Raw genomic sequence first — 22,306 nt, 5'->3', positions numbered from 1 at the left:
CCGCGCCGGTTCGGAGGAGGGCGGTCATGGGATTCGAGCGATGGCACGCCGTGCCGCGCGGCGACGCGGACGGTCCATCGAAGGAAGGAAACAAAATGCGGGCGAGAACAAGCGGGCGAATCGTGGGCGCACTCATTCTGCTCGGGTACGTCGTCTACATGGCGGGCAGTGCCCTGGCCGGCTCAGGCTCCGGACCGGGCGGCACGGCCGCGCCGCCCGGCGACGCCGGCGACGTCGGCGACCAGATGCGGATGTCGGCGGGAGCGCTGCTGATGTTGGTCAACTCCGCCGCCGTCGTCGGCATCGGAGTGCTGGTGTTTCCTGTCGTGAGGCTCCACCACGAGATCTCCGCCTACGCGTACCTGGTCACCAGGGTGTTCGAGGCGGCGATGATGGCCGTCGGAACACTGTGCCTCCTGCTGCTGATACCGCTCGGGCGAGAGTACGCCGACGCGGGTGCCGGCGGCGGATCCGTTCTCCCGGCCTTGGCGCGGGTCGCGCAGGAGGGAAATTTCTACTCCTACCAGATCGCCATGACCGGGCTCGGAATCGGCAGCGTCCTGTTCTGCCGCGCCCTGTTCAGAGCGAGGCTCGTGCCCAGATTCATGGCGGTATGGGGAATCGTTGGTTATGTCATCTTCGCGGCGGGATCGATGCTCGAGATCCTCGGGTACGGCGTTGGCCTGGCCCTGTCCGTCCCTGGCGGACTCTTCGAGATCGCCCTCGCCGTCCTGCTCATCGTGAAGGGGTTCCCCGCGGTGCGGAGCCGGGATCCCGAAGGCGTCGCCGGCCGGGTCGAGGTGCCTGTGGCGCAGGGGGCGTGAAGCGGCGCCCCCGTGACCGGGGGCGCGTGATCGCGGTCCCGCGACGAGATGCGCGGGAAACATAGCAAGACAGTCGGTGCCTAAGCAAAACGGCGCTAACCGGGGCGAACAGGCGTCAAGAACGCGTATGGATCCGCATGATTTCCTAGGCGCCCGACGGCCGGACCGGTAGGGAATATGGGGTGTCCCCTCTTTCGCTCCGGCGATCCCTCCCGACCGCGCTCCGCCCCCCAGGACGACCCGGCGTCCCCTCGCCGGACGGCGACGGGTGGGTCTCCGCGGGCCGCGGCGTCCCTTCGCCGGACGGCGACCGGTGGGCTTCCGCGGGCCGCGGCGTTCCCTTGTCGGACGGCGAAGGGTGGGCTTCCGCGGGCCGCGGCGTTCCTTCGCCGGGAACTTTTCGGCCGTCCGCTCCGATCCCGCGGCTGTAGGGCGCGACCGGCGGCGAAGCCCGGACACCGGCACCCGGCGGGTGCCCGGTAGCGAGGCGGTGCGCCGTCCACGCCCGTCAGGAACCAGGCAACGATGTGTAGCGCAGGGAGAAACAGTGGCAAGTGCATCGGCATCGGCGCGGGTGAACTCGGGGATGCGGGGGTGGTTGCTGAAGGGCCTGCAGCGCTCCGACCCCAAAACCGGGGGCCCGCATCACGAGGAGCCGCCCGAACACCAGCATGCCTGGTGGAAGGTGATGTGCCTGACCGGCGTGGACTACTTCTCCACCCTGGGCTACCAGCCGGGCATCGCGGCCCTGGCCGCGGGCGCCCTCAGCCCGGTCGCCACCGTGCTGCTGGTGGCGCTGACCCTGTTCGGGGCGCTGCCGACCTACCGGGCGGTGGCCGAGCAGAGCCCCCACGGGCTGGGCTCGCTGTCGATGCTGGAGCGCCTGCTGCCCGGCTGGCGGGGCAAGCTGCTGGTGCTGTTCCTGCTCGGGTTCGTCGCCACCGCGTTCATCGTGACCATCACCCTGTCGGCGGCCGACGCCACCGCCCACATCCTGCACAACCCGTTCGTGCCCGGGTTCCTCTCCGGCTGGCAGGTGCCGGTCACGCTGGCGCTGATCGCCGCACTCGGCGGGGTGTTCCTGGTCGGGTTCAGCGAGGCCATCTCGATCGCCGTCATCCTGGTGGCCGTCTATCTCACCTTGAACCTGGTCGTCCTGGGGGTGGCGCTGCAGCATGTGCTCGCCGATCCCGGGCTGGTCACCGACTGGCAGGCGGCGTTGACCAGCCAGCACTCCAGCCCGATCGCGATGATCGCCGTGTCGCTCTACATCATGCCCAAACTCGCCCTGGGCCTGTCCGGCTTCGAGACCGGCGTGGCCGTGATGCCACTGGTCAAGGGAGACCTCGCCCGGCGGATCGGCGGCGCGAAGAAGCTGCTGACCACCGCGGCGATCATCATGAGCGTCTTCCTGATCACCTCCAGCTTCGCCACCACCGTGCTCATCCCGGCCGGGGAGTTCGCCGAGGGCGGCGCGGCCAACGGGCGCGCCCTCGCCTATCTGGCCCACGAGTTTCTGGGCGACGGGTTCGGTACCGTCTACGACCTGTCCACGATCGCGATCCTGTGGTTCGCCGGGGCCTCCGCGCTGGCCGGGCTGCTCAACATCGTGCCGCGCTACCTTCCCCGGTACGGCATGGCCCCCGACTGGTCGCGCGCCGCCCGGCCGATGGTGCTGGTCTTCACCGCCATCTCCTTTCTCATCACCCTGTTCTTCGGCGCCGACGTGGAGTCCCAGGGCGGCGCCTACGCCACCGGCGTGCTCGCGCTGATCCTCTCGGCCGCCGTCGCGGTCACCCTGGCCGCCTGGAGCTCCGGCCGCGTCCGGGCCGCGATCTCGTTCGGGATCATCACCCTGATCTTCGCCTACGCCACCGTCGCCAACATCATCGAACGCCCCGACGGCCTGGTCATCGCCCTGCTGTTCGTGCTGGCCATCGTGATCACCTCGCTGGTCTCCCGGGCCACCCGCTCCACCGAACTGCGCGTCACCAAGGTCACCCTGGACGACCTGGCGCGCCGCTACATCAGCGAGTCAGGGGAGATCCGGCTGATCGCCAACGAGCCGCACGAGCGCGACTGCAAGGAGTACGTCGACAAGGCCCGCGAGGCCTGGGAGCTGCACCGGCTGCGCACCGGCGAGGGCCTGCTGTTCTTGGAGGTGAGTGTCCCCGACGCCTCGGAGTTCGCCGGAGAGCTGCGCGTCGTCGGCGAGGAACGCCACGGCTTTCGCGTCCTGCGGATGGAGAGCCCCACCATCGCCAACGCCATCGCCGCCCTGCTGCTCTATCTGCGTGACGAGACCGGCAAGACCCCGCACGTCTACTTCCACTGGGCCGCCGAGGGCAACCCCATCGGCGCGCTGCTGCGCTACCTCGTCTTCGGCGGCGGCGACATCCCGCCCCTCACCCGGGAGGTGCTGCGCCAGGCCGAGGCCGACACCGCCCGCCGCCCCCTGGTCCACGTCGGCTGACACCGGCGCCACGGCACCGCCCGCTCCGGAGCGGCCCTCGGCTCACCCCGGTGACCGGCTCCACTGTCTTCAGCACGAGGCCTCGGCCACCCGGGCGTCTCCTGCCGGAGCCGGAGCCAGGGTCGGGGTCAGGGCCGGAGCCGGGGCCAGGGTCAGAGCCGGGCCGGGCCGGTTCCGGAGGGATGCGGTGAGCCGGGCCACGACGGGCTGCCCGAGGAGGACTCCGAGGAGGACCAGCGCCAGCCCGCAGAACTGCCGCGCGGTGAGCGCCTCTCCGGCGATCGCCGTGCCGAGCAGCACCCCGGCCACCGGGTTCAGCAACCCGACGAGTCCCACCGTTCCCGCGGGCAGATGCCGCAGTCCCGTGAACCAGGCGGCGAAGGCGAGAGCCGTCGCGACGACGGTGACGTAACCGAACCCGAGGATCGCGAGTCCGTCCAAGGCCGGTGGCGAGCCCTCCAGCGCGACGGCGAAGGGCAGCAGGACGAGGCCCCCGGCGATGAGCTGCCACGAGGTCGACGCCAGCGCGTCGACCCCCGTGTTCCACCTCTTGGCCAGCACGTAGCCGAACGACGACATCACCATGGCGGCGACGGACGCGAGCACGCCGAGGGGGTCGACGGCGGCCGCGCCGGTGAACAGCATGAGACACACCCCCGCGATGCCGATGCCCGCTCCGGCCAGATGCGGGATCCGCGGTCGCTCGGAGAGCAGCGACCAGGCCAGGAGCATCATCACGACGGGCGACGTCGCCATGATCGTCGAGGCGACGCTCGTCGGAAGCAGCTGAGCCGCCAGATAGATCAGCGCGAAGAACGCGCTCATGTTGAGAGTTCCGAGGACCAGGGACCTCCACCACCACGACCCGTGAGGACGCCTCCTGCTGAGCAGGAGAAGCAGGAGCCCCGCGGGCAGCGCCCTGATGGCCGCGCCGTACAGGGGGTAGTCGGGCGGGAGGGACTGGTGGGTGACGAAGTAGGTCGTCCCCCACGCGATCGGTGCCATGGCCGTGACCAGCACCCAGCGGAAATTAGCTTCCATGGAAGACAATATAGCTTCCCTGGAAGCTATAATCTACGCATGAACGAATCCCTGGATCACGTCGCCCGCATCCAGCGAGAGTGGGCTCGCGAGCGCCCGGACCTGGATGTGAGCCCGCAGGGGGTGATCGGGCGCCTCCACCGCCTCGCCGGGCACCTCACCGAGCAGCTCTGCGTCGTCTACCGGCGCTACGGGCTCGCGGAGGGGGAGTTCGACGTCCTGGCCACCCTGCGGCGCGGCGGCGCGCCGTTCGAGCGCGCTCCCGGAGAGCTCGCCGCCTTCACCATGGTCACCACCGGCGCGATGACCAAACGCATCGACCGGCTCGAACGCGACGGGCTCGTCACCCGCCGTCCGAGCGAGAGCGACGGCCGGGGACGGGTGGTCGCGCTCACTCCCGCGGGCAAGGAGCTGATCGACCGGGCGTTCACCGAGCACATGCGCAACGAACGCCGCCTCGTCGACGACCTGCCCCCCGAGGCGGCCGCGCACCTCGAGGCGCTCCTCACCACCTGGCTGACCCGCTTCGAGACACCGCGTCGGCCGGAGAGCTGAGCCCGGCCGGCGTGTTCGTCGCCGTCCCGGTCGGCATCCTGGGCTACGCCGTGTCCGGCTACGCCGTGTCCGGCTACGCCGTGTCCGGCTACGCCGTCCGGCCCGGGCGGAAGCGTGCCCCGAAGAGCGCGGTGAAGGTCTCCTGGAAGTCGTTCCAGTCGCCGTTCAGGTTGCTCACCAGCGTGTGGGTGCCCTGGCGATCGCCCATCGCGTACGACATCGAGCCCTGGATGAAGCCGCCGCCTCCCCAGAGCGTGACCCCGCACGGGAGCTTCTGGGAGTAGACGCCGAGGCCGTATTCGGTGTCCGGGACCCAGCCCGAGCCCTCCGTCGAGACGGTGGTGAACATCTCCTTCTGCTGGGCGGGAGGCAGAAGACGGCCGCCCAGCAGGGCGCTCAGGAACAGGTGCAGGTCCGAGGTCGTCGAGATCATGCCACCGGCGGCCCCCGCCCAGCTCACGTCCATCTCGGTCACGTCGTGGATTTCCGCGTCGGGACCGGTCTCGCCCAGCTTGGAGTAGTGGCGGGCGTGCGGGCCGCGGATCGTCTCCTCGCCGGTGCCCGGCAGGTAGGTTCCCGCCAGGTTGAGCGGGCGGGCGATGCGGCGCTCGATCTCGTCCGCGAGGGTCGCGCCCGCCGCACGCTCGACGATCATTCCCGCGAGGGTGTAGTTGATTTTGGAGTAGATGAAGCGACTCCCCGGCTCCTCGGGGCGCGGGGTCTCCTGGCCGAGGATGGCGTCGGGGAGTCCGCTGGTGTGGTTGAGCAACCGCCTGATGGTGATCTTGGTGCCGTCCGCGCCGAGATACTCCTCCACCACGCCGGGCAGCCACCTCGCCACCGTGTCGTCCAGGGTCAGCCTGCCCTCGGCCGCCAGTCGCAGGACCACCGTGCCGGTGAACGCCTTGGTGAGGCTTCCGATGCGGAAGTGCTCACCCGGTTGACGCCCGCGACCTGTCGTCATGTCGGCCACCCCCGCCGTGCCGAACCACGGTGCCGTACGGGCGCCCCTCAACTCGGCGACCACGCCGGGGCCGCCGCCGCCGGTCACGGCCTGGTCGAGCACACGCTGGATCTCGGCGTGATCCCGGTCGCGGCCGGTTGCGGAGGCGGAGGTCATCATGGCGGTCCCCGTGACGGTCAGGACGGCGACGAGCAGGCCCGCGCGGGCATGGAACATGGACATTTCATCTCCTTGGGCATGGAAGAAAGATCTGAGGTCGGAAGAGGTGGGGCCGGGCATGGCCGTGCCGGAAAAGGATCGTGCCGGAAAGGGCCGTGCGGGCAGGAGGGGGAGAGGCCGCTGAGGGCCGCGGAAAGCGCTGGAGCGTTGTCGCTTGATCCGTTCGGATCGCCGCGCCGCCGGTGGGGAGCGCCCGGTGAGAACGGGGTGTGGCCGATGGGGCGCGTCCGTCCCACGGGTGGCGCCCGCTGTCTCATGGGCTCGCGAGCCGCACGCCGGACCGTGGGGGTCGGCGTGGTCGTTAGCCGCACGCCGGACCATGGGGGCGGTGTGGTCGTTACCCGATGTCGCCGTTCGCGACGGTGTCCTGGACACGGGTCAGCAGGTCGGTGCGATCGACACCGGCCAGGGCCAGGGCGCGTGGCACCGTGCCGACCTCGGCCCGCAGGATTCCGAGCAGCAGGTGCGCCGGTCGCAGGTCCTTCTTGCGGGAGACCGAGGCGAAGCCACGCTCAAGGGCGAGCTTGCCCGTCGCGCCCAGGGCGGGCGAGCGCTTGAGCGTGGTGTCCGGCAGGGAGGGGCCGAAGGAGGCGCGGGACACCCCGGCCGCGCTCAGGCTGTGGTCGAACTCCCGGTCGAGGGCGGCCCGCGTCGCCTGGTGGTCGAGGCCCGCGGAGGCCAGGAGGCGCTGCGGGGCGGTGCCCTCCTGGGCCGTGACGGCCAGCAGGAGGTGCTGCGCCTCGACCGTGGCCGACCCTTGTCTCCGCGCCTCGATCGCCCCCTCCGTGATGATCGTATGGAGGTATCTGTCGAACGTGCTCATGGTGAACGTCTCCTCAGCTTGACGCCCGCGGCGATGAGCCGCCTGGCGTGCTTCCGGTGGACCGCCTGGCGGGTCACGCCGAGCGCCTCGGCGACCTGCGGCCAGCTCCAGCCCGCGCGCATCGCCCGCTCGACGGCGGTGTCCTCCAGTTGGTCGGCCAGGCGCCGCAGCGCCACCACGGCCGCCAGCGCGTCGGCGGGGTCCTGGGGATCGGGGATGTCACTCGCGGGCATGTAGGCAACATTAATTGACTAATCCGGAGATAGTCAACACGAGTTGCTTAAATGACGGGCAGGCCGCGGGGTGAAACGGCGGGGCTGGAGTGCCGGCGATCAGGAGTTCGGAGACCGCGCCCAGGTCCGGCGGGGCGGTCGGCCGGCGGTCCGCGCCGTGGCCCGCGCGCCCGCGCGGCCGGCCACGGGCCCGACCCGTTGCCGCCCGCGCGCCCGGCCACGGGTCGGGCCCGTGGTGCGGTGGTCGCGCCGCACCACGGGCCCTTGACCGCGGTTCAGCCGGTCGTGTCCGACGCGGTCACGGGCCGGCGCAGGTGGCCGCCGGGGTGGCCGAGGATCCTCCGGCGGTGAAGCCGAAGGTGGTGCTCGCGTTGGCCGCGACCGAGCCGTTCCACGACTCGTTGCGCACCGTCACGTTCGGGCCGGAGCCCGAGCGCACGCCTCCCCACAGCTGGGTGACGGTCTGCGAGCCGGGCCAGGTCCAGTTCACGGTCCAGCCGCTGATCGGCGCGTTGCCCGCGCGCACCGTGACCTCCCCCTGGAAACCACCGGACCAGGAGTTCACCACCCGGAACGTCGCCGAGCACGCGCCGGGCACCGGGGTCGGAGTGGGCGTGGGTGTCGGTGTTGGCGTAGGGGTGGGGTCACCGGGCGTCGGTGTGGGGGTCGGGGTCGGGGTCGGAGACGGGCTGGAGTCGTTGAGGACCGGAGTCTGCCAGTCTCTCCACTCGGACAGGCTGCCACTCGCCCTGGAGGAGATCCTGATCGCGCCGGGAGCGTTGCCCGTCTTCAGCAGGAACTTCTGGATGTTCTGCTGCAACGGGGTCCTCCACTCGGACCTGTTGGCGCAGTGGCTGCCGTCCTGGACGTCGGACCAGTAGGTGATGTTGTCTCCCGCGCCGAGCGCCCTGTAGACCTCCGCCCCGCCCAGGGCCGCCACGCTCGCGGAGCGGGGACCCAGATTGGCGATGTGGGGATTGTCCATGATGAACAGCCCTCGCGGCGCGACCATGGCCACCATCTGGTGCGTGTCCACCGGCAGCCTGGCCGGGCTGCCCGTGAAGGAGCCGAACGCGTCGCCCAGCCACGGCTGCTCTCCGTAGGCGCTGCTCAGACTCTGGGCGCCCTCCCCGGGAATGCCGCGGAAGATGGGGACCCCGGCGCTCCCCGACTCGATCGGCATGGTCAGGGCGATGCGCTGATCGAACGCGCCGGTCACGAAGGCGCCCTTTCCGAACCGCGAGCATCCCGTGACGCCGGTCGCGTCCGCTTTGAGAACGCTGCCGTCCGACTGCTCGATGACGTCGATGATCCGGCTCACCCCCCAGGCCCAGGCGAGGAGCAGCCCCGTGCTGCTCGAGGAGCCGTAGACGCTGTAGAACGCGCCTTGTTTGTTGTTTCGTGGTGTGCCCTCCCGCCCGACCACGTAGGGATCGTAGCTGATGACGGCGGCGCCGGCCGCTCTGATGGCGGCCGTGTCGGCGCCGAACCCTCCCAGGACGACGACGGCGGGAAAGGGGCCGGAACCACTCGGCAGCGAGACGCTCGCGGAGAAGCTGGAGCTTCTGCCGTTGTGGTTCACGTTCACGGTGACGCCGGTCCTTGAGACCGTTCCCGTGACACTCGCCGGCTTTCCTGGCTTCTCGCCGTAGGCGAACCTCTCCGCCAGCCTCTTGGTCTCCTGTCGCCGGCACCGCCAATCGGACCTGGCGGTGATGCGCGTGCCGTCCAGCCTCCTGAAGGGATCGGGAAGCCTGGAATTGGTGGGCAGAGACCCCGCGTCGGGCAGGCCGGGCACCGCGCAGTCGGCGCCCTCGTCCTCGACACCGGCCGCGGCGAGCGCGGCGGGTGCGGCGGCCTCGGCGGCCACTACCGTTACCGCTCCGGCGACCAAGAGCGCCGCGGCTACCGCCAGCGCGACGACCGTCGAACGGATCCTGGAGCGGCCCGGGCTGATGATCACGAATGCTCCCCTTCCGGTTAGGGTGGTGGTCGAAAAGTATCGATGACTTTTCGGACCGAAAAGTAGCCGGATTTGCTGGACTTTCTCCATCTCACTGAGCTGGGTAAGCATTCAGGGGATCATCAACGGATTTGAAATTTTCAATGATTCACCGCAATAAATCAGGTGAAGGCGTCCGAGGAGAACCTCCGTCGCGATGGATGGTGGGCGGACCCGCGCGAGTCGGTCAGGGACGGGCGGTGGTCATCGGCTCTCGCCGGCCCGGTCGACGCCCCTGTGCACCCGGACCGTGCGGTCGATGAGCTCGCGCAGCGCGCTCTCGTCGACGTCGTCGAGCCGTTTCAGGTAGAGGCATCCCTTTCCGGCCTTGTGGGGACCCAGCCGGGCGAGCACCGACGCGTGTCGCTCCTCGAACCCGCCCACCAGGTAGACGACGAGATGCTGCTTTCGCGGTGAGAAGCCCGCCAGGGGCCAGTCGCCCGTGCGCCCGCTCTCGTAGGTGTAGCGGTAACTGCCGAAGCCGACGATGCTCGGGCCCCACATCACCGCGGGCTCGCCGGTCACCTCGCGCAGGATCGCGCGCAGACGCTCCGCGTCGGCCCGCCGGCGCTCGTCGGGGACCTCGGCCAGGAAACCGTCGACGTCGGCGTCGGTCGGGACCGTCACCGGCTGCTTTGATGTCGCCATGGCGGCATGCTCCCACGCGGGTACGACAAAGGCGCCGCGCGAGCTCCCGCCGGGTCTCAGCCCGCGGGCCAGGTGCCGCCGTCGTCCAGGAGGACGGGCGCGCCGGTAGCGGCGGACCGGTTGGCCGAGACCCCGACCATCACGCTGGCGACGCCCGCGCGGTACCCCGCCTGGCGGCCCAGGGGGTCCTCGCCGGCGCCGCGGAAGACGTCGTCCAGCATGAGGGCGTCGCCGCCGCCGTGGCCGCCCGCGCCCGAGGAGATGGCGATCTCCTCGGGTTCGCGCCAGTGCCGGTGCAGGACGAGCCGCTCGGAGGTGCCGGTGGCGTGAGCCTTGTCGGCCGCGGTCGGGTCGATCGCGGCCCGGGGCGGGGTCCAGGCGCGTTCGACGACTTCCAGCTCCAGGCGTCCGGCGGTGCCGTTGACGGCCACCCGGTAGCCCTCGAAGGGGCCGTGGGCGTTGAGGGAGTAGGTGAGTTTCGCCCCGCGGGAGTAGCCGACGAGGACGGCCATGTTGTCCTCGATGGTCACGCCGTCACCGAACACGTCCTGGTCGCGGATGTAGCCGTCCTCGTGCTCGGCGTCCAGATAGAGGCGTTTGAGCCGGGGGTCGGCGGAGATGTCGAGAAGATAGGGGTCGCTGCCGAGCTCGGGCGCGCCGTGAGCGCGTTCCGGCCGGTCGTGCAGGCCGCGGGCGCGGGCGTTGCCGGCCCCGTAGAACCGCAGTGCCGACTGGGCGTAGACGGAGCGGGCGGTGTCGGCCAGCCACCAGTTGACCAGGTCGAAGTGGTGGGTGGACTTGTGCACCAGCAGGCCGCCGGAGCTGGCCTTGTCACGGTGCCAGCGGCGGAAGTAGTCGGCTCCGTGGATGGTGTCCAGCACCCACTCGAAGTGCACGGAGGTGACGTCGCCGATCGATCCGTCGGCGATCAGCCGGCGGACGGCGCCGTTGCGCGGCGAGTAGCGGTAGTTGAAGGTGACGACGAGCCGTCCGGTGCTCCGCTCGGCGGCCTCGACGATGGCCGCGCAGTCCTCGGCGGTGGTGCACAGCGGCTTCTCCACGATGACGTCCTTGCCCGCCTCCAGCGCGGCGACGACGTAACGGGCATGGGTGGCGTCGACGGTGGCGACCACGACGGCGTCCGCCACCTGGAGCATCTTGTCGAACTCGTGCGGCGCGAAACACGGGACGTCGCGTCCGATCCGGTCGAGGTAGTAGCCGAGCCGGGTCCGGTTGACGTCGCAGAGGGCGACGATCTCACCGGTGTCGCTCCACTCGCCGAGCAGCGCGTCGATGTAGAGCTGTGCCCGGTGACCGAGCCCGACGAAGGCGTATCGCATCAAGAACTCCATGGAGGGAGCGGTGAGAACGGGTGTGCCGTACGGCTCGGCGCGAGCCGTACGGCACGTCAGCGGACGCCGGTCACTTGGTGATGGCGGCGTTGGCCTCGGTGAGGAAGGCCGTCGCCGCGTCGTCCGCGGAGGCCTTGCCGAACAGCACCGAGTCGGTGGCGCGCTTGAGGATGTCCTCCATCTCCATGGCGCCCTTCGGCGGGATCGAGATCGGGCTCAGCTCGCTCTTGATCGAGTCGATGAAGGCCAGCACCTTCTGGTCGGCCGGGGTCAGCTTGTCCTTGATGGCGGTGACGACCTTGGCGTTGGTCGGCAGACCGCGGTCGCTGAGCAGGATGGCGCCGGCCTCGGGGTCGTTGACGAGGAAGTCGACGAACTTCTGGGCGGCCTCGGCCTTCTCCGTCTTGGCCGAGATCGTGTAGTACATCGCCGGCTGCAGGAACATGCCGGCGGTGGTGGCGCCCTGGGCCTTCGGCATCCGCAGCAGGTCGAGCTCCTGGCCGGAGCCCTTGCTCAGCGCGGTGAGCTGGTTGCTCCACCAGCTGCCGAACGCGCTGGCGTTCGTGGCGAGCAGGGCCTGGTCGACCTTGGTGCCGGTCTCCAGCATCAGGGCGGCGTCCGGGCCGGCCTTGGTGGAGATGATTTTCTGCAGCAGGGCCCACCAGTCCTTGATGGTCTGCTCCGACAGGCCGATCCTGCCGTCCTTGTAGAACTGCTCCCCGCGCTGGGCGGCGAACAGCTGCAGGAAGGCGGGGTTCTCGTTGTACTCGGTGCCCCAGAGCTTGCCCTGGCCCTGCTCGGTTACCTTCTGGGAGATCGAGATGTAGTCGTCCCAGGTCCAGGTCTTGTCATCCGGGATCTGCTGGCCCGCTTTCTCCACCGCGGCCTTGTTGACGATCATCGGGAAGGTGTTGACGCCGGTGGGGATGGCGTACTGCTTGCCGTCGACCTGGCCGGCCTTGAGCACTTCCTGGTCGAGGTCGGCGGTGTTGACCTTGCCGGTGAGGTCGGCGAGGGTGGCGCGGCCGGAGTACTCGGCGAGACCGCGGATCTCGATGGACATGACGTCCGGGGCGTCGCCGGCCGCGGTCTTGGTGGCCAGCTTCTCGTAGTAGCTGTCCCAGTCGGAGAAGTCACCTTCGACGTCGATCGTCGGGTTCTTCTTCTCGAACGTGGCGATGGCCGACTCGGTCAGCTTCTGCCGGGCGTCGCTGCCCCAGTACGAGAAGACGACCTTCGTCTTCCCGCCGGATTCGCCGCCGTCGTCACTGCCACACGCGGTGGCCGACACGGCGAGCAGGGTGATGGCGGTGGCCGCCAGGATGCGCTTCATCGAGATACCTCCGGGGGATGGGGGATGGGAGGGGTTACTTGAGGCCGGTGGTCGCCATGCCGCGAATGAGATATTTCTGGCCCGCGAGGAAGAAGCCGAAGATCGGGCCGAGAGAGATGATCGACATCGCGAACAGCGGACCCCAGGAGGACTCGCCGCTGGAGTCCATGAACTGCCGGAGCGCGACGGGAACGGTGAGGTTGTCGGAGTTGGTCAGATAGAGGTTCTGGGTGAAGAAGTCGTTCCACGTCCAGATGAAGGTGAAGATCGCGGTGGTCGCCAGTGCCGGGACGCACAGTGGCAGGATCACCTGGACGAACGTGCGCCAGTAGCCCGCGCCGTCGATCGCCGCCGCCTCGTCCAGCTCCCGGGGGAGGGTGCGGATGAACTGCACCATAAGGAAGATGAAGAACGCGTCGGTCGCGAGGAACTTCGGCGCGACGATCGGCCAGATCGTGTTGATCCAGTCGATCTTGGCGAACACGATGTACTGCGGGACGACCGTGACGTGGTGCGGCAGCATGATCGAGCCGAGCATGATCGCAAACCACATCTTCTTCAGCGGGAACTCCAGCCGGGCGAAGGCGTAGGCCGCGAGCGAGCAGGCGACCAGGTTGCCGACCACCGCCAGGGAGGTGACGACGGCCGAGTTCCACAGGTAGTAGCCGAAGGAGTGCTTGAGGGCGCCCCAGCCCTCGGTGTAGTTCTCGGCCGTCACCGCGGTCGGCATCAGCCCCGGCTCCCGGAAGATCAGCTCCTCGGGCTTGAGCGAGCTGGAGATCATCCACAGCAGCGGGTAGAGCATGAACAGCCCGGCAACGATGAGCAGCAGATGCCTGACCAGGCGCGGGGCGGGCCGGAACAGGGCCGGCACGCGCTTACTTGTCGTCGCCATAGAAAACCCAGAATCGAGACATGAGGAAGTTGACGGCGGTCAGCGCGGCGATGATGAGCAGCAGCACCCAGGCCATGCCGGCCGCGTAACCCATTTCGTAGTTCTTGAAGCCCTTGATGTAGAGGTAGAGCGTGTAGAACAGGGTCGAGTCGATCGGCCCGCCGTTGCCGCCGCTGACGATGAACGACTGGGTGAAGGACTGGAACGACTTGATCACCTCCAGCACCAGGTTGAAGAAGATGATCGGGGTGAGCAGCGGCAGGGTGATCGAGCGGAACTTCCGCCACCTGCCGGCGCCGTCGACCGAGGCCGCCTCGTACAGGCTCTGCGGGATCTGGCGGAGCCCGGCCAGGAAGATGACCATCGGGGCGCCGAACGTCCAGACGTGCAGGATGATCAGTGTCCACAGCGCGGTGTCGGGGCTGGTCACCCAGCCCTGGCCCTCGTAGCCGAACAGGCCCAGGAACGAGTTGACGATGCCGTCGGTCCCGAAGATCTTCCGCCAGAGGATCGAGATCGCCACGCTGCCTCCCAGCAGCGAGGGCAGGTAGAAGATCGAGCGGTAGAACGGCAGGCCGCGCAGGCCCCGGTCCAGCACGAGCGCCAGCGCCAGCGCGAAGGCCAGCTGCAGCGGAACGGAAACCACCACGTAGGTGGTCGTCACCTGCAGCGAGGCCATGAACCGGTCGTCCTGCGTGAACATCTTCTCGTAGTTGTCGAGGCCCACCCAGTGGGCTTCGCTCAGCAGGCTGTAGTCGGTGAACGACAGGTAGAGCGAGGCGATCATCGGGCCCAGTGTGATCGCGAACAGGCCGATGAACCAAGGGGCCAGAAACAGGTAGGCCGCCCATGCCTGCGATCGGCTGCGGGAGCTTTTGAGGCGCCCGGGGTGGGGGGCACCCGCTTTTTCCGGGGGCGCGACCGGCACCTCGGTCGTCCCCGCCGGTGCGGGACTCAGCGTCATCACTGGCCCTTCGGGGAGTTGGTGAATGGGATGCGCTTTTCCTATAGCTTTACAAACTAAGACGTCAACCCTTTGCAGTGAGCTAGCTCACGAATCGTAACGTTTGATTTTGTCGTCGTTGCAGCTCAGGCGGGATATACCTCATCAGAGGGCGCGAGGAAAAATCTCGATCGAGCACGAGTTAGTACAACCGATTGCAGTGACAGATGGGGGTCCGCCCCCGCCGCGAAAAGGGGGAAAGCGCCTGGTGGCAGCCCTGTGGGGGAGACGTCCGCCCGAAGCGCGTCACCTCCGCGGGGGCCCGTCGGCGTCATCGGTTTCCACGGCTCACGCCTGTCCGCGGCGGCCTCTCGGCGGTCCTTCGGCGGTCCTGCGACGGCATGGCCGGCGACACCGGGGTGCCGGGGTGAGAAAGAGGCCCGCGCCCATCCGGGAGAGCGTCCGGCCGGCCGGCGTGTCCCGGCAGGCCGCGTCGCAGTACCCGGAGGACAACGGCGGCACGAAAAGGCAATAACGGAATAAAAGGACAAAAGCGGCATAAAACGACAATAGTCGGACGAAACGAAAAAGCGGTACGAAAAGTCAACGATGGCACGAAGTCTGCGCCGAGGTCGGCCGGCCCGTCGCCGAACCCGGCCGTCGCCGCCCGAACCTCATCGCGCGGTCGGCGCGGACCCGGCGGTCCGGGCCTCACCCGGGGAGCCTCACCCGGGTCCGGCACCTCCGAGAAGGGCGGCGTCCGGCAATCGCGCGGGGTCGCCGCTCACCGGGCCCCTCCGGGAGGCGCGGTGGAGTCGCGGACCACCAGGTGGGTCTCCAGGACCGTCGCGGCGCTCATCGACTGGATGAGGAGGTCGACCGCCATCCGGCCGGCGTCACTCGTGGGCATCGCGACCGTGGTGAGTTTGGGGCGGTGCAGCCGGCCGGTGACGCTGTCGTCGAAGCCGATCACGCTGACGTCGCCCGGCACCTCGACGCCGAGGGTCTCCAGTCCCTCGATGAGGCCGATGGCGACGAGGTCGTTGTAGGCGAGCACGCCGGTCACCCCCGCCTCGGCGACCGTGGGTGCGGCGGCGAGGCCGCCCTCCACGGTGGGGGAGTTGGGGCCGATGACGACGGTGTCGAGACCGGGGATCTCCGAGACGGCCTTGCGGATCTCGCCGCTGGTCCACGAGCCCGCGGGGCCCGCCACCAGGGCGACGCGCCGGTGACCGAGCTCCACGAGGTGCTCCATGGCGGCGCGGGCGCCGTGGGCGACGTCCATCACGACCGTGGTCAGCCCGCGGATGCGCCGGTTGACCAGCACGAACGAGACGCGCTCGGAAAGCTTCTCGAGGGCCTTGTTGGACAGGCGCGGGCTGCACAGCACGATGCCGTCGACCTGCTTGGAGAAGGCCAGTACGAGGTTCTCCTCCTCGGCGGGGTCCTCGCCGGTGTCGGCCACGAACAGGTGGTAGTCCTGGCGGCGGGCGGCGGCCTGCGCGGCCTTGATCAGCGGAGGGAAGAACGGGTTGGCCAGATCGGCCACGATCAGCCCGATGTTGTTGGTACGGCCCGTCTTGAGCGAGCGGGCCGCCCGGTTGGGCCGGTAGTCGAGCTCCTCGGCCGCCGCCAGCACCCGGGTCCGGGTCTCGGCGTTCACCAGATGGGGTGCCGAGAAGGTTCGGGAGACCGTCGACACATGGACACCTGACGCATGGGCGACGTCCCGGATGGTCACTGACATGCCGCACACCTTAACGCAATCGTTTGCATATCAGCCAACCATCCTGAGACCGGTTGCCGGTGATCCACCCCGCTCACTTGACGTATTGTCCTGCCGGACGCGATTGTTTACTGCAACTGATTGCAGTCTTCAAAAGGAGTCCCCACGGTGAGCAGAGTGCTCGTCACCGGCAGCGCGGGTCGGCTCGGCCGCAGCGTGGTCATCTCGCTCGCGGCGGCCGGGCATGAGGTGATCGGTGTGGACAGCGCGCCGGGAACCCCGCGCGAGGCCGCCTCGGCCCTTCCGGCGGATCTCACCGACCTGGGTGAGGCCCACTCGGTGATCGCGCGGTTCCGGCCGGAGGCGGTGGTCCACCTGGCCGCCATCGCGGTGCCGTTCAGCCGTTCCGAGCCCACCACGTTCCGGGTCAACACCCAGCTCGCCTTCAACGTCTGCGAGGCCTCGGTCGCCCTCGGCGTGGAGAAGCTCATCGTGGCCAGCAGCCCCACGGTGATCGGATACGGCGCGCCGGGCGGCTGGACCCCCGCCTACCTGCCGATCGACGAGGACCACCCGACGGAGCCCTGGAACGCCTACAACCTGTCGAAGGTCGTGGCCGAGGAGACCATGCGGACGTTCGCCCGGACCACCGAGACCACCCGGATGGCCGCGGTCCGCCCCTGCTTCGTCGTCGCGCCCGAGGAGTGGGAGGGCGCGCCCACCCAGTCCGGGCACACGATCACCGAGCGGCTGAACCGGCCCGAGATAGGCGGGGTCTCCCTGTTCAACTACCTCGACGCCCGCGACGCCGGCGACTTCGTCGACACGCTGCTCACCAGGCTCCCCCTGCTGGAGACGAACGGCGAGGTCTTCTTCGCGGGCGCCGCCGACGCCCTGGCGCGCGAGCCGCTGGCCGAGTTGCTGCCGGCCGTCATACCGGAGACGAAGGCGTTCGCCGCCCATCTGACCGGTACCGCCCCCGCCTTCTCCTCCGCCAAGGCCGAGCGGCTGCTCGGCTGGACCGCCAAGCGCAGCTGGCGCACCGAACTCTCCTGAGAGAAACCACGATCATGAATCTTGATGGTGTCCTGTTCTTTCCCGTGACCCCCTTCGGCCCGGACGGCGAGCTCGCGCCCGGCGTGCTGGCCGACCACATCCGGCAGGGACTCGAGCACCGGCCCGGCGGCGTGTTCGCCGCCTGCGGGACCGGTGAGTTCACCGCGCTGTCGGAAGCCGAGCACGCCCGGGTCGTCCAGGTGGCGGCGCGGGCGGCGGGCGGGGCCGTCCCGGTGTTCGCCGGAGCGGGCGGGCCGATCGGCGCGGCGCTCGCCCAGGCGCGGGCCGCCCGCGAGGCGGGTGCCGACGGGCTGCTGCTCATGCCGCCCTATCTCGTCCAGGGGCCCGGTTTCCCCGACTACGTACGGGCGATCGCCGCCGAGCTCCCGGTGATCATCTACCAGCGCGGGCCGATCGCGCTCGAACCCGAGGCGGCGGTCGCGCTCGCCGCGATCCCCGGCGTCATCGGGCTGAAGGACGGCCTCGGCGACATCGACCGGATGCAGCGGATCGTGCTGGCCGTCCGGGAGGCCCGCCCGGACTTCCTGTTCTTCAACGGGCTGCCGACCGCCGAGCTGACCCAGCCCGCCTACCGGGCGATCGGCATCGGCCTGTACTCCAGCGCGGTGTTCTGCTTCGCGCCCGAGATCGCCGGCGCCTACCTGAACGGCGACGAGCGGCTGATCACCGAGTTCTACGCCCCGCTGGTGCGATTGCGTTCCAAGGTGCCGGGCTACGCGGTGTCGCTGGTCAAGGCCGGAGTGCGGCTGCGCGGGCTGGACGCAGGGCAGGTCCGGCCACCACTGGTTCCCGTGACGCCCGAGCACGAGGCCGAGCTCGAAGCGCTGATCAAGTCGGGACTCGCCCTGGTAGCGTCATGATCAAGGACTTGACGGTCACACCGCGGTCGGTGCCCCTGGCCAGGCCCTGGGGCGCGGACGTGCCCTGCAACCACGCGCTGCTCGTCACGATCACGCTGGAGGACGGGCGGCGCGGCACCGGGATGGCCTGGACCCCGCAGATCGGGGCCCAGGCGGTCAAGGCCCTGCTGGAACACGACATCCGCGACGCGGTGATCGGCATGCCGCCGCATCCGGAGCTCGCGTGGGACCGGCTGTCGGCCCACCTCGGCGAGGCGGGGCGGGCCGGGATCGTCCCGATCGCCCTGGCCGGGGTGGATCTCGCGCTCTGGGATCTGCGCTGTGGCGAGCGCCCGCTGGTCGAGGTCCTCGGCGCGCGGCGCGAGAGCGTCCCCGTCTACGGCAGCGGGGTCAATCTCCACTACCCGCTGGAGGAACTCCGGGCGCAGGCCGAACGCTGGCTCGCCACCGGATACACCGCGGTCAAGATCAAGGTCGGGCGCCCCTCGCTGGCCGAGGACGTCGAGCGGGTGGCGGCGGTCCGCGAGGTGATCGGGCCGGACCGGCTGCTGATGATCGACGCCAACCAGCGGTGGGACCTGCACCGGGCCCGGACCGCGCTGCGGGCCCTGGAGCGGTACGACCTGTTCTGGATCGAGGAGCCGCTGCCCGCCGACGACCTGGCCGCCCAGGTGGAACTGCGGCGGAGCGTCGGCACCCCGGTCGCGGTCGGCGAGAACGTCGCCACCGCTCACGGGTTCCGCGACCTGCTGACGGCGGGAGCCTGCGACGTCGTCCAGCCGAACCTGGTGCGGGTCGGCGGGATCACGCCGTTCCTGCGGATCGCCGAGATCGCCCGTGTCTTCGGAGTCCCGGTCTATCCGCATCTGCTCACCGAGCTGTCGGGCCAGCTCGCCCTCGCGCTGCACCACCCCGCGATGGTGGAGAGGGTGGAGGACGCCGCGCTGGCCGATCTCGGGCTGCTCGCCGCGCCCCTCCCGGTGGAGATCACCGGGCCGGAGCTGCGGGCGACCGGGGCACCGACGAGGTGGGCGTCGTGAAGCCGGTGCGAATGGTGGTCGCCGGGGTGCACGGCCACGGCAGGAACCATCTGGAGAACGTCCGGCGGCTGGCCTCGGCCGGACGGGCCGAGCTCGCCGGGGTCTGCGACACCCGGCCCGTACCCGGCCTCGACGTGCCGTCGTCGGCGGACCTGCCGTCGCTGATCGCCGAGACCGGGGCGGAGGTCGCGGTGATCGCGACGCCGATCCACACCCACGCGCCGCTGGCCGTCGCGGCCCTGCGGGCCGGGGCGCACGTGCTGCTGGAGAAGCCCCCCACGCCGTCGGTGGAGGAGTTCGAACGGATCTCCGCCGCCGTGGCCGAGACGGGGCTGGCCTGCCAGGTCGGCTTCCAGTCGCTCGGCTCGGCCGCCGTCCCCGCCGCGGCCGGACTGCTGGGCGAGCCGATCCGCGGCATCGGCGTCGCCGGATCCTGGACGCGCCCGTTCGCCTACTACTCGCGCGCCCCCTGGGCCGGGCATCGCCGGCTGGACGGCGTGGACGTCATGGACGGCGCGCTGACCAATCCGTTCGCGCACGCGGTGGCCACCGCGCTGGCCGTCGCGGGGGCCGACGCGGTCTCCTCGGTCCAGGGGATCGAGCTGGAGCTGTACCGGGCCAACGCGATCTCCTGCGACGACACCTCCAGCGCCCGGATCCGTCTCGCCGACGGCACCGTCATCGCGATCACCGTGAGCCTCTGCGGCGACCGCCGGACCGAGCCCTACCTGCATCTGCACGGCGAGACACGCTCGGCCCTGCTCTTCTACACCCTCGACGAGATCGAGGTGGACGGCGTCCGCACCGGCTTCGACCGGGTCGACCTCCTCGGCAACCTCCTGGCGCACATCAGGGAGGGGGAGGAGCTGCTGGTGCCGCTGGAGCGGACCGGTGGCTTCACCCGGCTGCTCGACGAGATCCGGCGCGCCCCCGACCCGCAGCCCGTCGACGGCTTTCGCGCCGAGCCGTCCCGGCTGGTGCTGCCGGGCATCGACGGCCTGGCCGTGCGCGCGGCGGCGGAGCTGAAGACCCTGTCGGAGGTCGGTTTCCCCGGCAGCCTCGGTTCCCCGCCGAGCACCTGGCCGGAATCGTCGCTGCGCGTCGGTTCGCGGGAGGTCGCGACCTACGTCCGGCGGGGCGATCTCCAGCCGGCGGACGCGCCGCGACCCCACCTGCATCCGGTCCGGACCCTCGGCGGGACGGTCGTGACCGAGACCCAGCCCGCCGACCACGTGCACCATTTCGGGGCGAGCGTGGCGATCTCCGACGTCAACGGAGTCAACTTCTGGGGCGGCTCCACCTACGTACCCGGCACCGGGCCGAAGATCCTCCCCAACCACGGGCGGCAGCGGCGGCGCTCGCTGCGCCCGGTGGACGGCGGCTTCGCCGAGCACCTCGACTGGGTCGGACCGGACGGCGCCGTCCTGGCCGTCGAAGAACGGACCCTCACGGCCCGCGCCCTGCCCGGCGCCTGGGCGCTGGAGGTCGCCCTGACGCTGCACAACCGGACCGGCGAGCCGCTGTCGATCCAGAGCTCGGCCTGCAAGGGCCGGACCGGCGCCGGCTACGGCGGGTTCTTCTGGCGCGCGCCCAAGGACTCCACCGGGCTGGACGTCTTCGCCGCCGACGCCTCCGGCGAGCAGGCTGTGCACGGCAGCCTCTCGCCCTGGCTGGCGCTGACCTCCGACGACTGGAGCCTGCTGTTCGTGCAGACCCTCGGCCTCGACCCGTGGTTCGTCCGCGTCGCCGAGTATCCGGGCGTCGGACCGGCCCTGGCCTGGGACGCGCCGCTGAGCGTCCCCGACCGGCTGGAACGCGCGATCACGATCGTGGTCGCCGACGGGCGGCTCACCACCGGACGGGCCCTGGCCCTCGCCGCGGAGCTCACGGTCTCGTGAGAATCCTCGTCGCGGGGAACGCGCCCGCGGGCCCGAAGGGTGGTCCATAGGGACGAACCCCATCCCCCTCGACGTCCTCCTCGACGGGCGGTACGGCGCGCTCGGGACCGCCGGATCCTCGCCTATACGCCGGGGGACCAGACGACCAGGCCCAGGCACATCTCGTCGCTGGTGCCCTCGCCCCAGACGACGTAGCGCGGGGGCAGGGTGCTCAGCGCGGGCAGTGCCTTGCGCAGGCCCGCGTCGTGGGTGCAGGTGACCCGCAGGCGGTCGCCCTTCTTGACCACGACGGGCCGGTCCAGCGGCCGGATGGCCTGATCGTCGAAGTTGTACCGCGGGATGTCGAGAAGGGTCTCCCCGCCGGGGCCGCCGGGGTTGAGCTCGACCTTGATCGAGCGGCCCAGCAGGTGCATGTGCCCGGCGAGGGCGTAGACCGTGCCGCCGGCGGGCAGCGACGTCTCGCAGTGCTGGGTGTCGCCCGGGGGCGGCGGCTTGCCGTCGTTGCACATCTGGCCGAGCTGGTCCGGGAACTCCCGCGCCTGGCCGCCGAAGCGGTTGGCCAGGTCGTCGATGGCGGCCTCACGGTCGCACAGCGGGCCCGACTCCTCCTTGGTGCAGGGCAGCTCGATGGGGGCGGACAGCAGGCTGGTCTCCAGCGGGGTGAGCTTGGAGGCTCCGTCGGCGAACCGGAGCCTGATGCCCGACTGGTCGCTGCCCGCGGCCTTGCCCTCGGTGGCGAGCAGGTTGTAGTGGACCTGCAGGATGAGCCGGCTGCCGGCGGCCACCGGGTGGCCGACCTTCTGGGTGAGCAGCGTCTCGTTGGCGCCCGGCGCCCAGTGGCCGATCCACTTGCCGTCCTCGATGCCGGCGTCGCCGAAGCAGGTCCAGCCCTCGCCCGAGGTGCTCGCGTCGAGGGTACGGGCCTTCTCGGCCGCGTCCCGGTCGACCGCGTAGACGATCGCGTGGTGGACGAGGTCGGTGTTCTGCGCCAGGAACTGGTTGCCGGTGAGGAACGCCGGGGCGCTCAGCTTCGGGTCGAGAAGGAAGCACCGGTACTCGTCGGTCGCCTTCGGCGGCGCGGCCGGGGTGTAGGGCTTGGGCAGCTTCAGGTTGACGAAGCGTTCCCCAGCCCGCAACGGCGCGGCCGGCGGAGGCGGGGCGGCCTCCATTCCGTGGCCGGAGTGCGTGGCGGCACCCGGGGATTGAGGAGGGACGGCGGAGGGACGCGCCGTGCCCGCGCCCTGCCCGCAGGACGCGAGGACAAGGGCGCCCGTCAGCACGAGGGCGGCCATACCCGGCCACCGTGTCGTTTTCATGGGTTCAGCGTCGCTGTTCGCGCCCGTTTCCTCATCGGTCTGAGAGTCGAACCTTCTCATCCTCAAGGCGGAAAGGTTTTCGGG

19 protein-coding genes are annotated in these 22,306 nt (G+C 70.2%); 7 read left to right on the top strand and 12 right to left on the bottom strand.

The window, feature by feature from the left end; all coding sequences use genetic code 11:
* Positions 1-122: 122 nt before the first annotated feature.
* Positions 123-824 carry a DUF4386 domain-containing protein gene (locus ACSDR0_RS23415; RefSeq protein ID WP_435291012.1) on the top strand — a complete coding sequence of 234 codons (702 nt, stop codon included), beginning with the start codon at positions 123-125 and terminating at the stop codon, positions 822-824.
* A 547-nt stretch (positions 825-1,371) separates the two neighbouring features.
* On the top strand, positions 1,372-3,297 hold the full coding sequence (locus ACSDR0_RS23410; protein ID WP_435291011.1) for an amino acid transporter: 1,926 nt from the start codon (positions 1,372-1,374) through the stop codon (positions 3,295-3,297).
* Positions 3,298-3,366: 69 nt separating this feature from the next.
* Here ACSDR0_RS23410 and ACSDR0_RS23405 read toward each other — a convergent pair whose 3' ends face one another.
* A complete protein-coding gene (locus ACSDR0_RS23405; protein WP_435291010.1) occupies positions 3,367-4,338 on the bottom strand; it encodes an EamA family transporter in 972 nt (323 codons plus the stop codon).
* A gap of 39 nt (positions 4,339-4,377) precedes the next feature.
* On the opposite strand from ACSDR0_RS23405, the gene ACSDR0_RS23400 reads away from it, so the two are divergent.
* Positions 4,378-4,893, top strand: a complete 516-nt coding sequence (locus ACSDR0_RS23400) for a MarR family winged helix-turn-helix transcriptional regulator (protein WP_435291009.1) — start codon at positions 4,378-4,380, stop codon at positions 4,891-4,893.
* An 88-nt stretch (positions 4,894-4,981) separates the two neighbouring features.
* Here ACSDR0_RS23400 and ACSDR0_RS23395 read toward each other — a convergent pair whose 3' ends face one another.
* The 10 genes from ACSDR0_RS23395 to ACSDR0_RS23350 all read right to left on the bottom strand — a co-directional run bounded on the left by ACSDR0_RS23395 (position 4,982) and on the right by ACSDR0_RS23350 (position 16,052).
* On the bottom strand, positions 4,982-6,079 hold the full coding sequence (locus ACSDR0_RS23395) for a serine hydrolase domain-containing protein (protein WP_435291008.1): 1,098 nt from the start codon (positions 6,077-6,079) through the stop codon (positions 4,982-4,984).
* 334 nt (positions 6,080-6,413) lie between these two features.
* Positions 6,414-6,899 carry a Clp protease N-terminal domain-containing protein gene (locus ACSDR0_RS23390; RefSeq protein WP_435291007.1) on the bottom strand — a complete coding sequence of 162 codons (486 nt, stop codon included), beginning with the start codon at positions 6,897-6,899 and terminating at the stop codon, positions 6,414-6,416.
* Positions 6,896-7,132 carry a hypothetical protein gene (locus ACSDR0_RS23385; protein WP_435291006.1) on the bottom strand — a complete coding sequence of 79 codons (237 nt, stop codon included), beginning with the start codon at positions 7,130-7,132 and terminating at the stop codon, positions 6,896-6,898. The genes ACSDR0_RS23390 and ACSDR0_RS23385 overlap by 4 nt, the downstream gene beginning before the upstream one ends.
* A gap of 298 nt (positions 7,133-7,430) precedes the next feature.
* A complete protein-coding gene (locus ACSDR0_RS23380; RefSeq protein ID WP_435291005.1) occupies positions 7,431-9,095 on the bottom strand; it encodes a glucuronyl esterase domain-containing protein in 1,665 nt (554 codons plus the stop codon).
* Between the two features lie 243 nt (positions 9,096-9,338).
* The gene (locus ACSDR0_RS23375; protein WP_435291004.1) at positions 9,339-9,782 is read right to left on the bottom strand and encodes a DUF1801 domain-containing protein; all 444 of its coding nucleotides are present in this window, start codon (positions 9,780-9,782) and stop codon (positions 9,339-9,341) included.
* Between the two features lie 56 nt (positions 9,783-9,838).
* On the bottom strand, positions 9,839-11,122 hold the full coding sequence (locus ACSDR0_RS23370) for a Gfo/Idh/MocA family protein (RefSeq protein ID WP_435291003.1): 1,284 nt from the start codon (positions 11,120-11,122) through the stop codon (positions 9,839-9,841).
* 82 nt (positions 11,123-11,204) lie between these two features.
* On the bottom strand, positions 11,205-12,467 hold the full coding sequence (locus ACSDR0_RS23365; RefSeq protein ID WP_435291002.1) for an ABC transporter substrate-binding protein: 1,263 nt from the start codon (positions 12,465-12,467) through the stop codon (positions 11,205-11,207).
* 34 nt (positions 12,468-12,501) lie between these two features.
* Entirely contained in the window at positions 12,502-13,362 is an 861-nt protein-coding gene (locus tag ACSDR0_RS23360) for a carbohydrate ABC transporter permease (protein ID WP_435291001.1), read from the bottom strand.
* Entirely contained in the window at positions 13,346-14,326 is a 981-nt protein-coding gene (locus ACSDR0_RS23355) for a carbohydrate ABC transporter permease (RefSeq protein WP_435291000.1), read from the bottom strand. The genes ACSDR0_RS23360 and ACSDR0_RS23355 overlap by 17 nt, the downstream gene beginning before the upstream one ends.
* Before the next feature lie 763 nt (positions 14,327-15,089).
* A complete protein-coding gene (locus ACSDR0_RS23350) occupies positions 15,090-16,052 on the bottom strand; it encodes a LacI family DNA-binding transcriptional regulator (RefSeq protein WP_435290999.1) in 963 nt (320 codons plus the stop codon).
* A gap of 147 nt (positions 16,053-16,199) precedes the next feature.
* Here ACSDR0_RS23350 and ACSDR0_RS23345 point away from each other — a divergent pair, with 147 nt between their 5' ends.
* Genes ACSDR0_RS23345 through ACSDR0_RS23330 form a run of 4 tightly spaced genes read left to right on the top strand, consistent with a single transcriptional unit; the run spans position 16,200 to position 20,906 of the window.
* On the top strand, positions 16,200-17,087 hold the full coding sequence (locus tag ACSDR0_RS23345; protein WP_435290998.1) for an NAD-dependent epimerase/dehydratase family protein: 888 nt from the start codon (positions 16,200-16,202) through the stop codon (positions 17,085-17,087).
* A 14-nt stretch (positions 17,088-17,101) separates the two neighbouring features.
* On the top strand, positions 17,102-17,968 hold the full coding sequence (locus ACSDR0_RS23340) for a 5-dehydro-4-deoxyglucarate dehydratase (RefSeq protein WP_435290997.1): 867 nt from the start codon (positions 17,102-17,104) through the stop codon (positions 17,966-17,968).
* Between the two features lie 8 nt (positions 17,969-17,976).
* Positions 17,977-19,008: a mandelate racemase/muconate lactonizing enzyme family protein gene (locus ACSDR0_RS23335; RefSeq protein ID WP_435290996.1), complete on the top strand. Its 1,032-nt coding sequence runs from the start codon at positions 17,977-17,979 to the stop codon at positions 19,006-19,008.
* Positions 19,005-20,906, top strand: coding sequence for a DUF6807 family protein (locus tag ACSDR0_RS23330; protein WP_435290995.1), 1,902 nt, complete (start codon positions 19,005-19,007; stop codon positions 20,904-20,906). The genes ACSDR0_RS23335 and ACSDR0_RS23330 overlap by 4 nt, the downstream gene beginning before the upstream one ends.
* A gap of 122 nt (positions 20,907-21,028) precedes the next feature.
* Here the strand turns inward: ACSDR0_RS23330 and ACSDR0_RS23325 are convergent, their stop codons facing one another.
* Positions 21,029-22,222, bottom strand: coding sequence for a monooxygenase (locus ACSDR0_RS23325; RefSeq protein WP_435290994.1), 1,194 nt, complete (start codon positions 22,220-22,222; stop codon positions 21,029-21,031).
* Positions 22,223-22,306 lie beyond the last annotated feature (84 nt).

This window comes from Streptosporangium sp. G11, assembly GCF_051192615.1.
Taxonomy (GTDB): Bacteria; Actinomycetota; Actinomycetes; order Streptosporangiales; family Streptosporangiaceae; genus Streptosporangium.
The sequence above is the reverse complement of the archived record's forward strand: the minus strand, read 5'-3'. Positions and strand labels throughout refer to the sequence as shown.

Coding starts and splice junctions, on each gene's coding strand:
- ACSDR0_RS23365 (WP_435291002.1), bottom strand. CDS start 12,467: ATGAAGCGCATCCTGGCGGCCACCGCCATCACCCTGCTCGCCGTGTCG.
- ACSDR0_RS23395 (WP_435291008.1), bottom strand. CDS start 6,079: ATGTCCATGTTCCATGCCCGCGCGGGCCTGCTCGTCGCCGTCCTGACC.
- ACSDR0_RS23400 (WP_435291009.1), top strand. CDS start 4,378: ATGAACGAATCCCTGGATCACGTCGCCCGCATCCAGCGAGAGTGGGCT.
- ACSDR0_RS23385 (WP_435291006.1), bottom strand. CDS start 7,132: ATGCCCGCGAGTGACATCCCCGATCCCCAGGACCCCGCCGACGCGCTG.
- ACSDR0_RS23350 (WP_435290999.1), bottom strand. CDS start 16,052: ATGTCAGTGACCATCCGGGACGTCGCCCATGCGTCAGGTGTCCATGTG.
- ACSDR0_RS23360 (WP_435291001.1), bottom strand. CDS start 13,362: ATGGCGACGACAAGTAAGCGCGTGCCGGCCCTGTTCCGGCCCGCCCCG.
- ACSDR0_RS23390 (WP_435291007.1), bottom strand. CDS start 6,899: ATGAGCACGTTCGACAGATACCTCCATACGATCATCACGGAGGGGGCG.
- ACSDR0_RS23340 (WP_435290997.1), top strand. CDS start 17,102: ATGAATCTTGATGGTGTCCTGTTCTTTCCCGTGACCCCCTTCGGCCCG.
- ACSDR0_RS23405 (WP_435291010.1), bottom strand. CDS start 4,338: ATGGAAGCTAATTTCCGCTGGGTGCTGGTCACGGCCATGGCACCGATC.
- ACSDR0_RS23325 (WP_435290994.1), bottom strand. CDS start 22,222: ATGAAAACGACACGGTGGCCGGGTATGGCCGCCCTCGTGCTGACGGGC.
- ACSDR0_RS23375 (WP_435291004.1), bottom strand. CDS start 9,782: ATGGCGACATCAAAGCAGCCGGTGACGGTCCCGACCGACGCCGACGTC.
- ACSDR0_RS23370 (WP_435291003.1), bottom strand. CDS start 11,122: ATGCGATACGCCTTCGTCGGGCTCGGTCACCGGGCACAGCTCTACATC.
- ACSDR0_RS23355 (WP_435291000.1), bottom strand. CDS start 14,326: ATGACGCTGAGTCCCGCACCGGCGGGGACGACCGAGGTGCCGGTCGCG.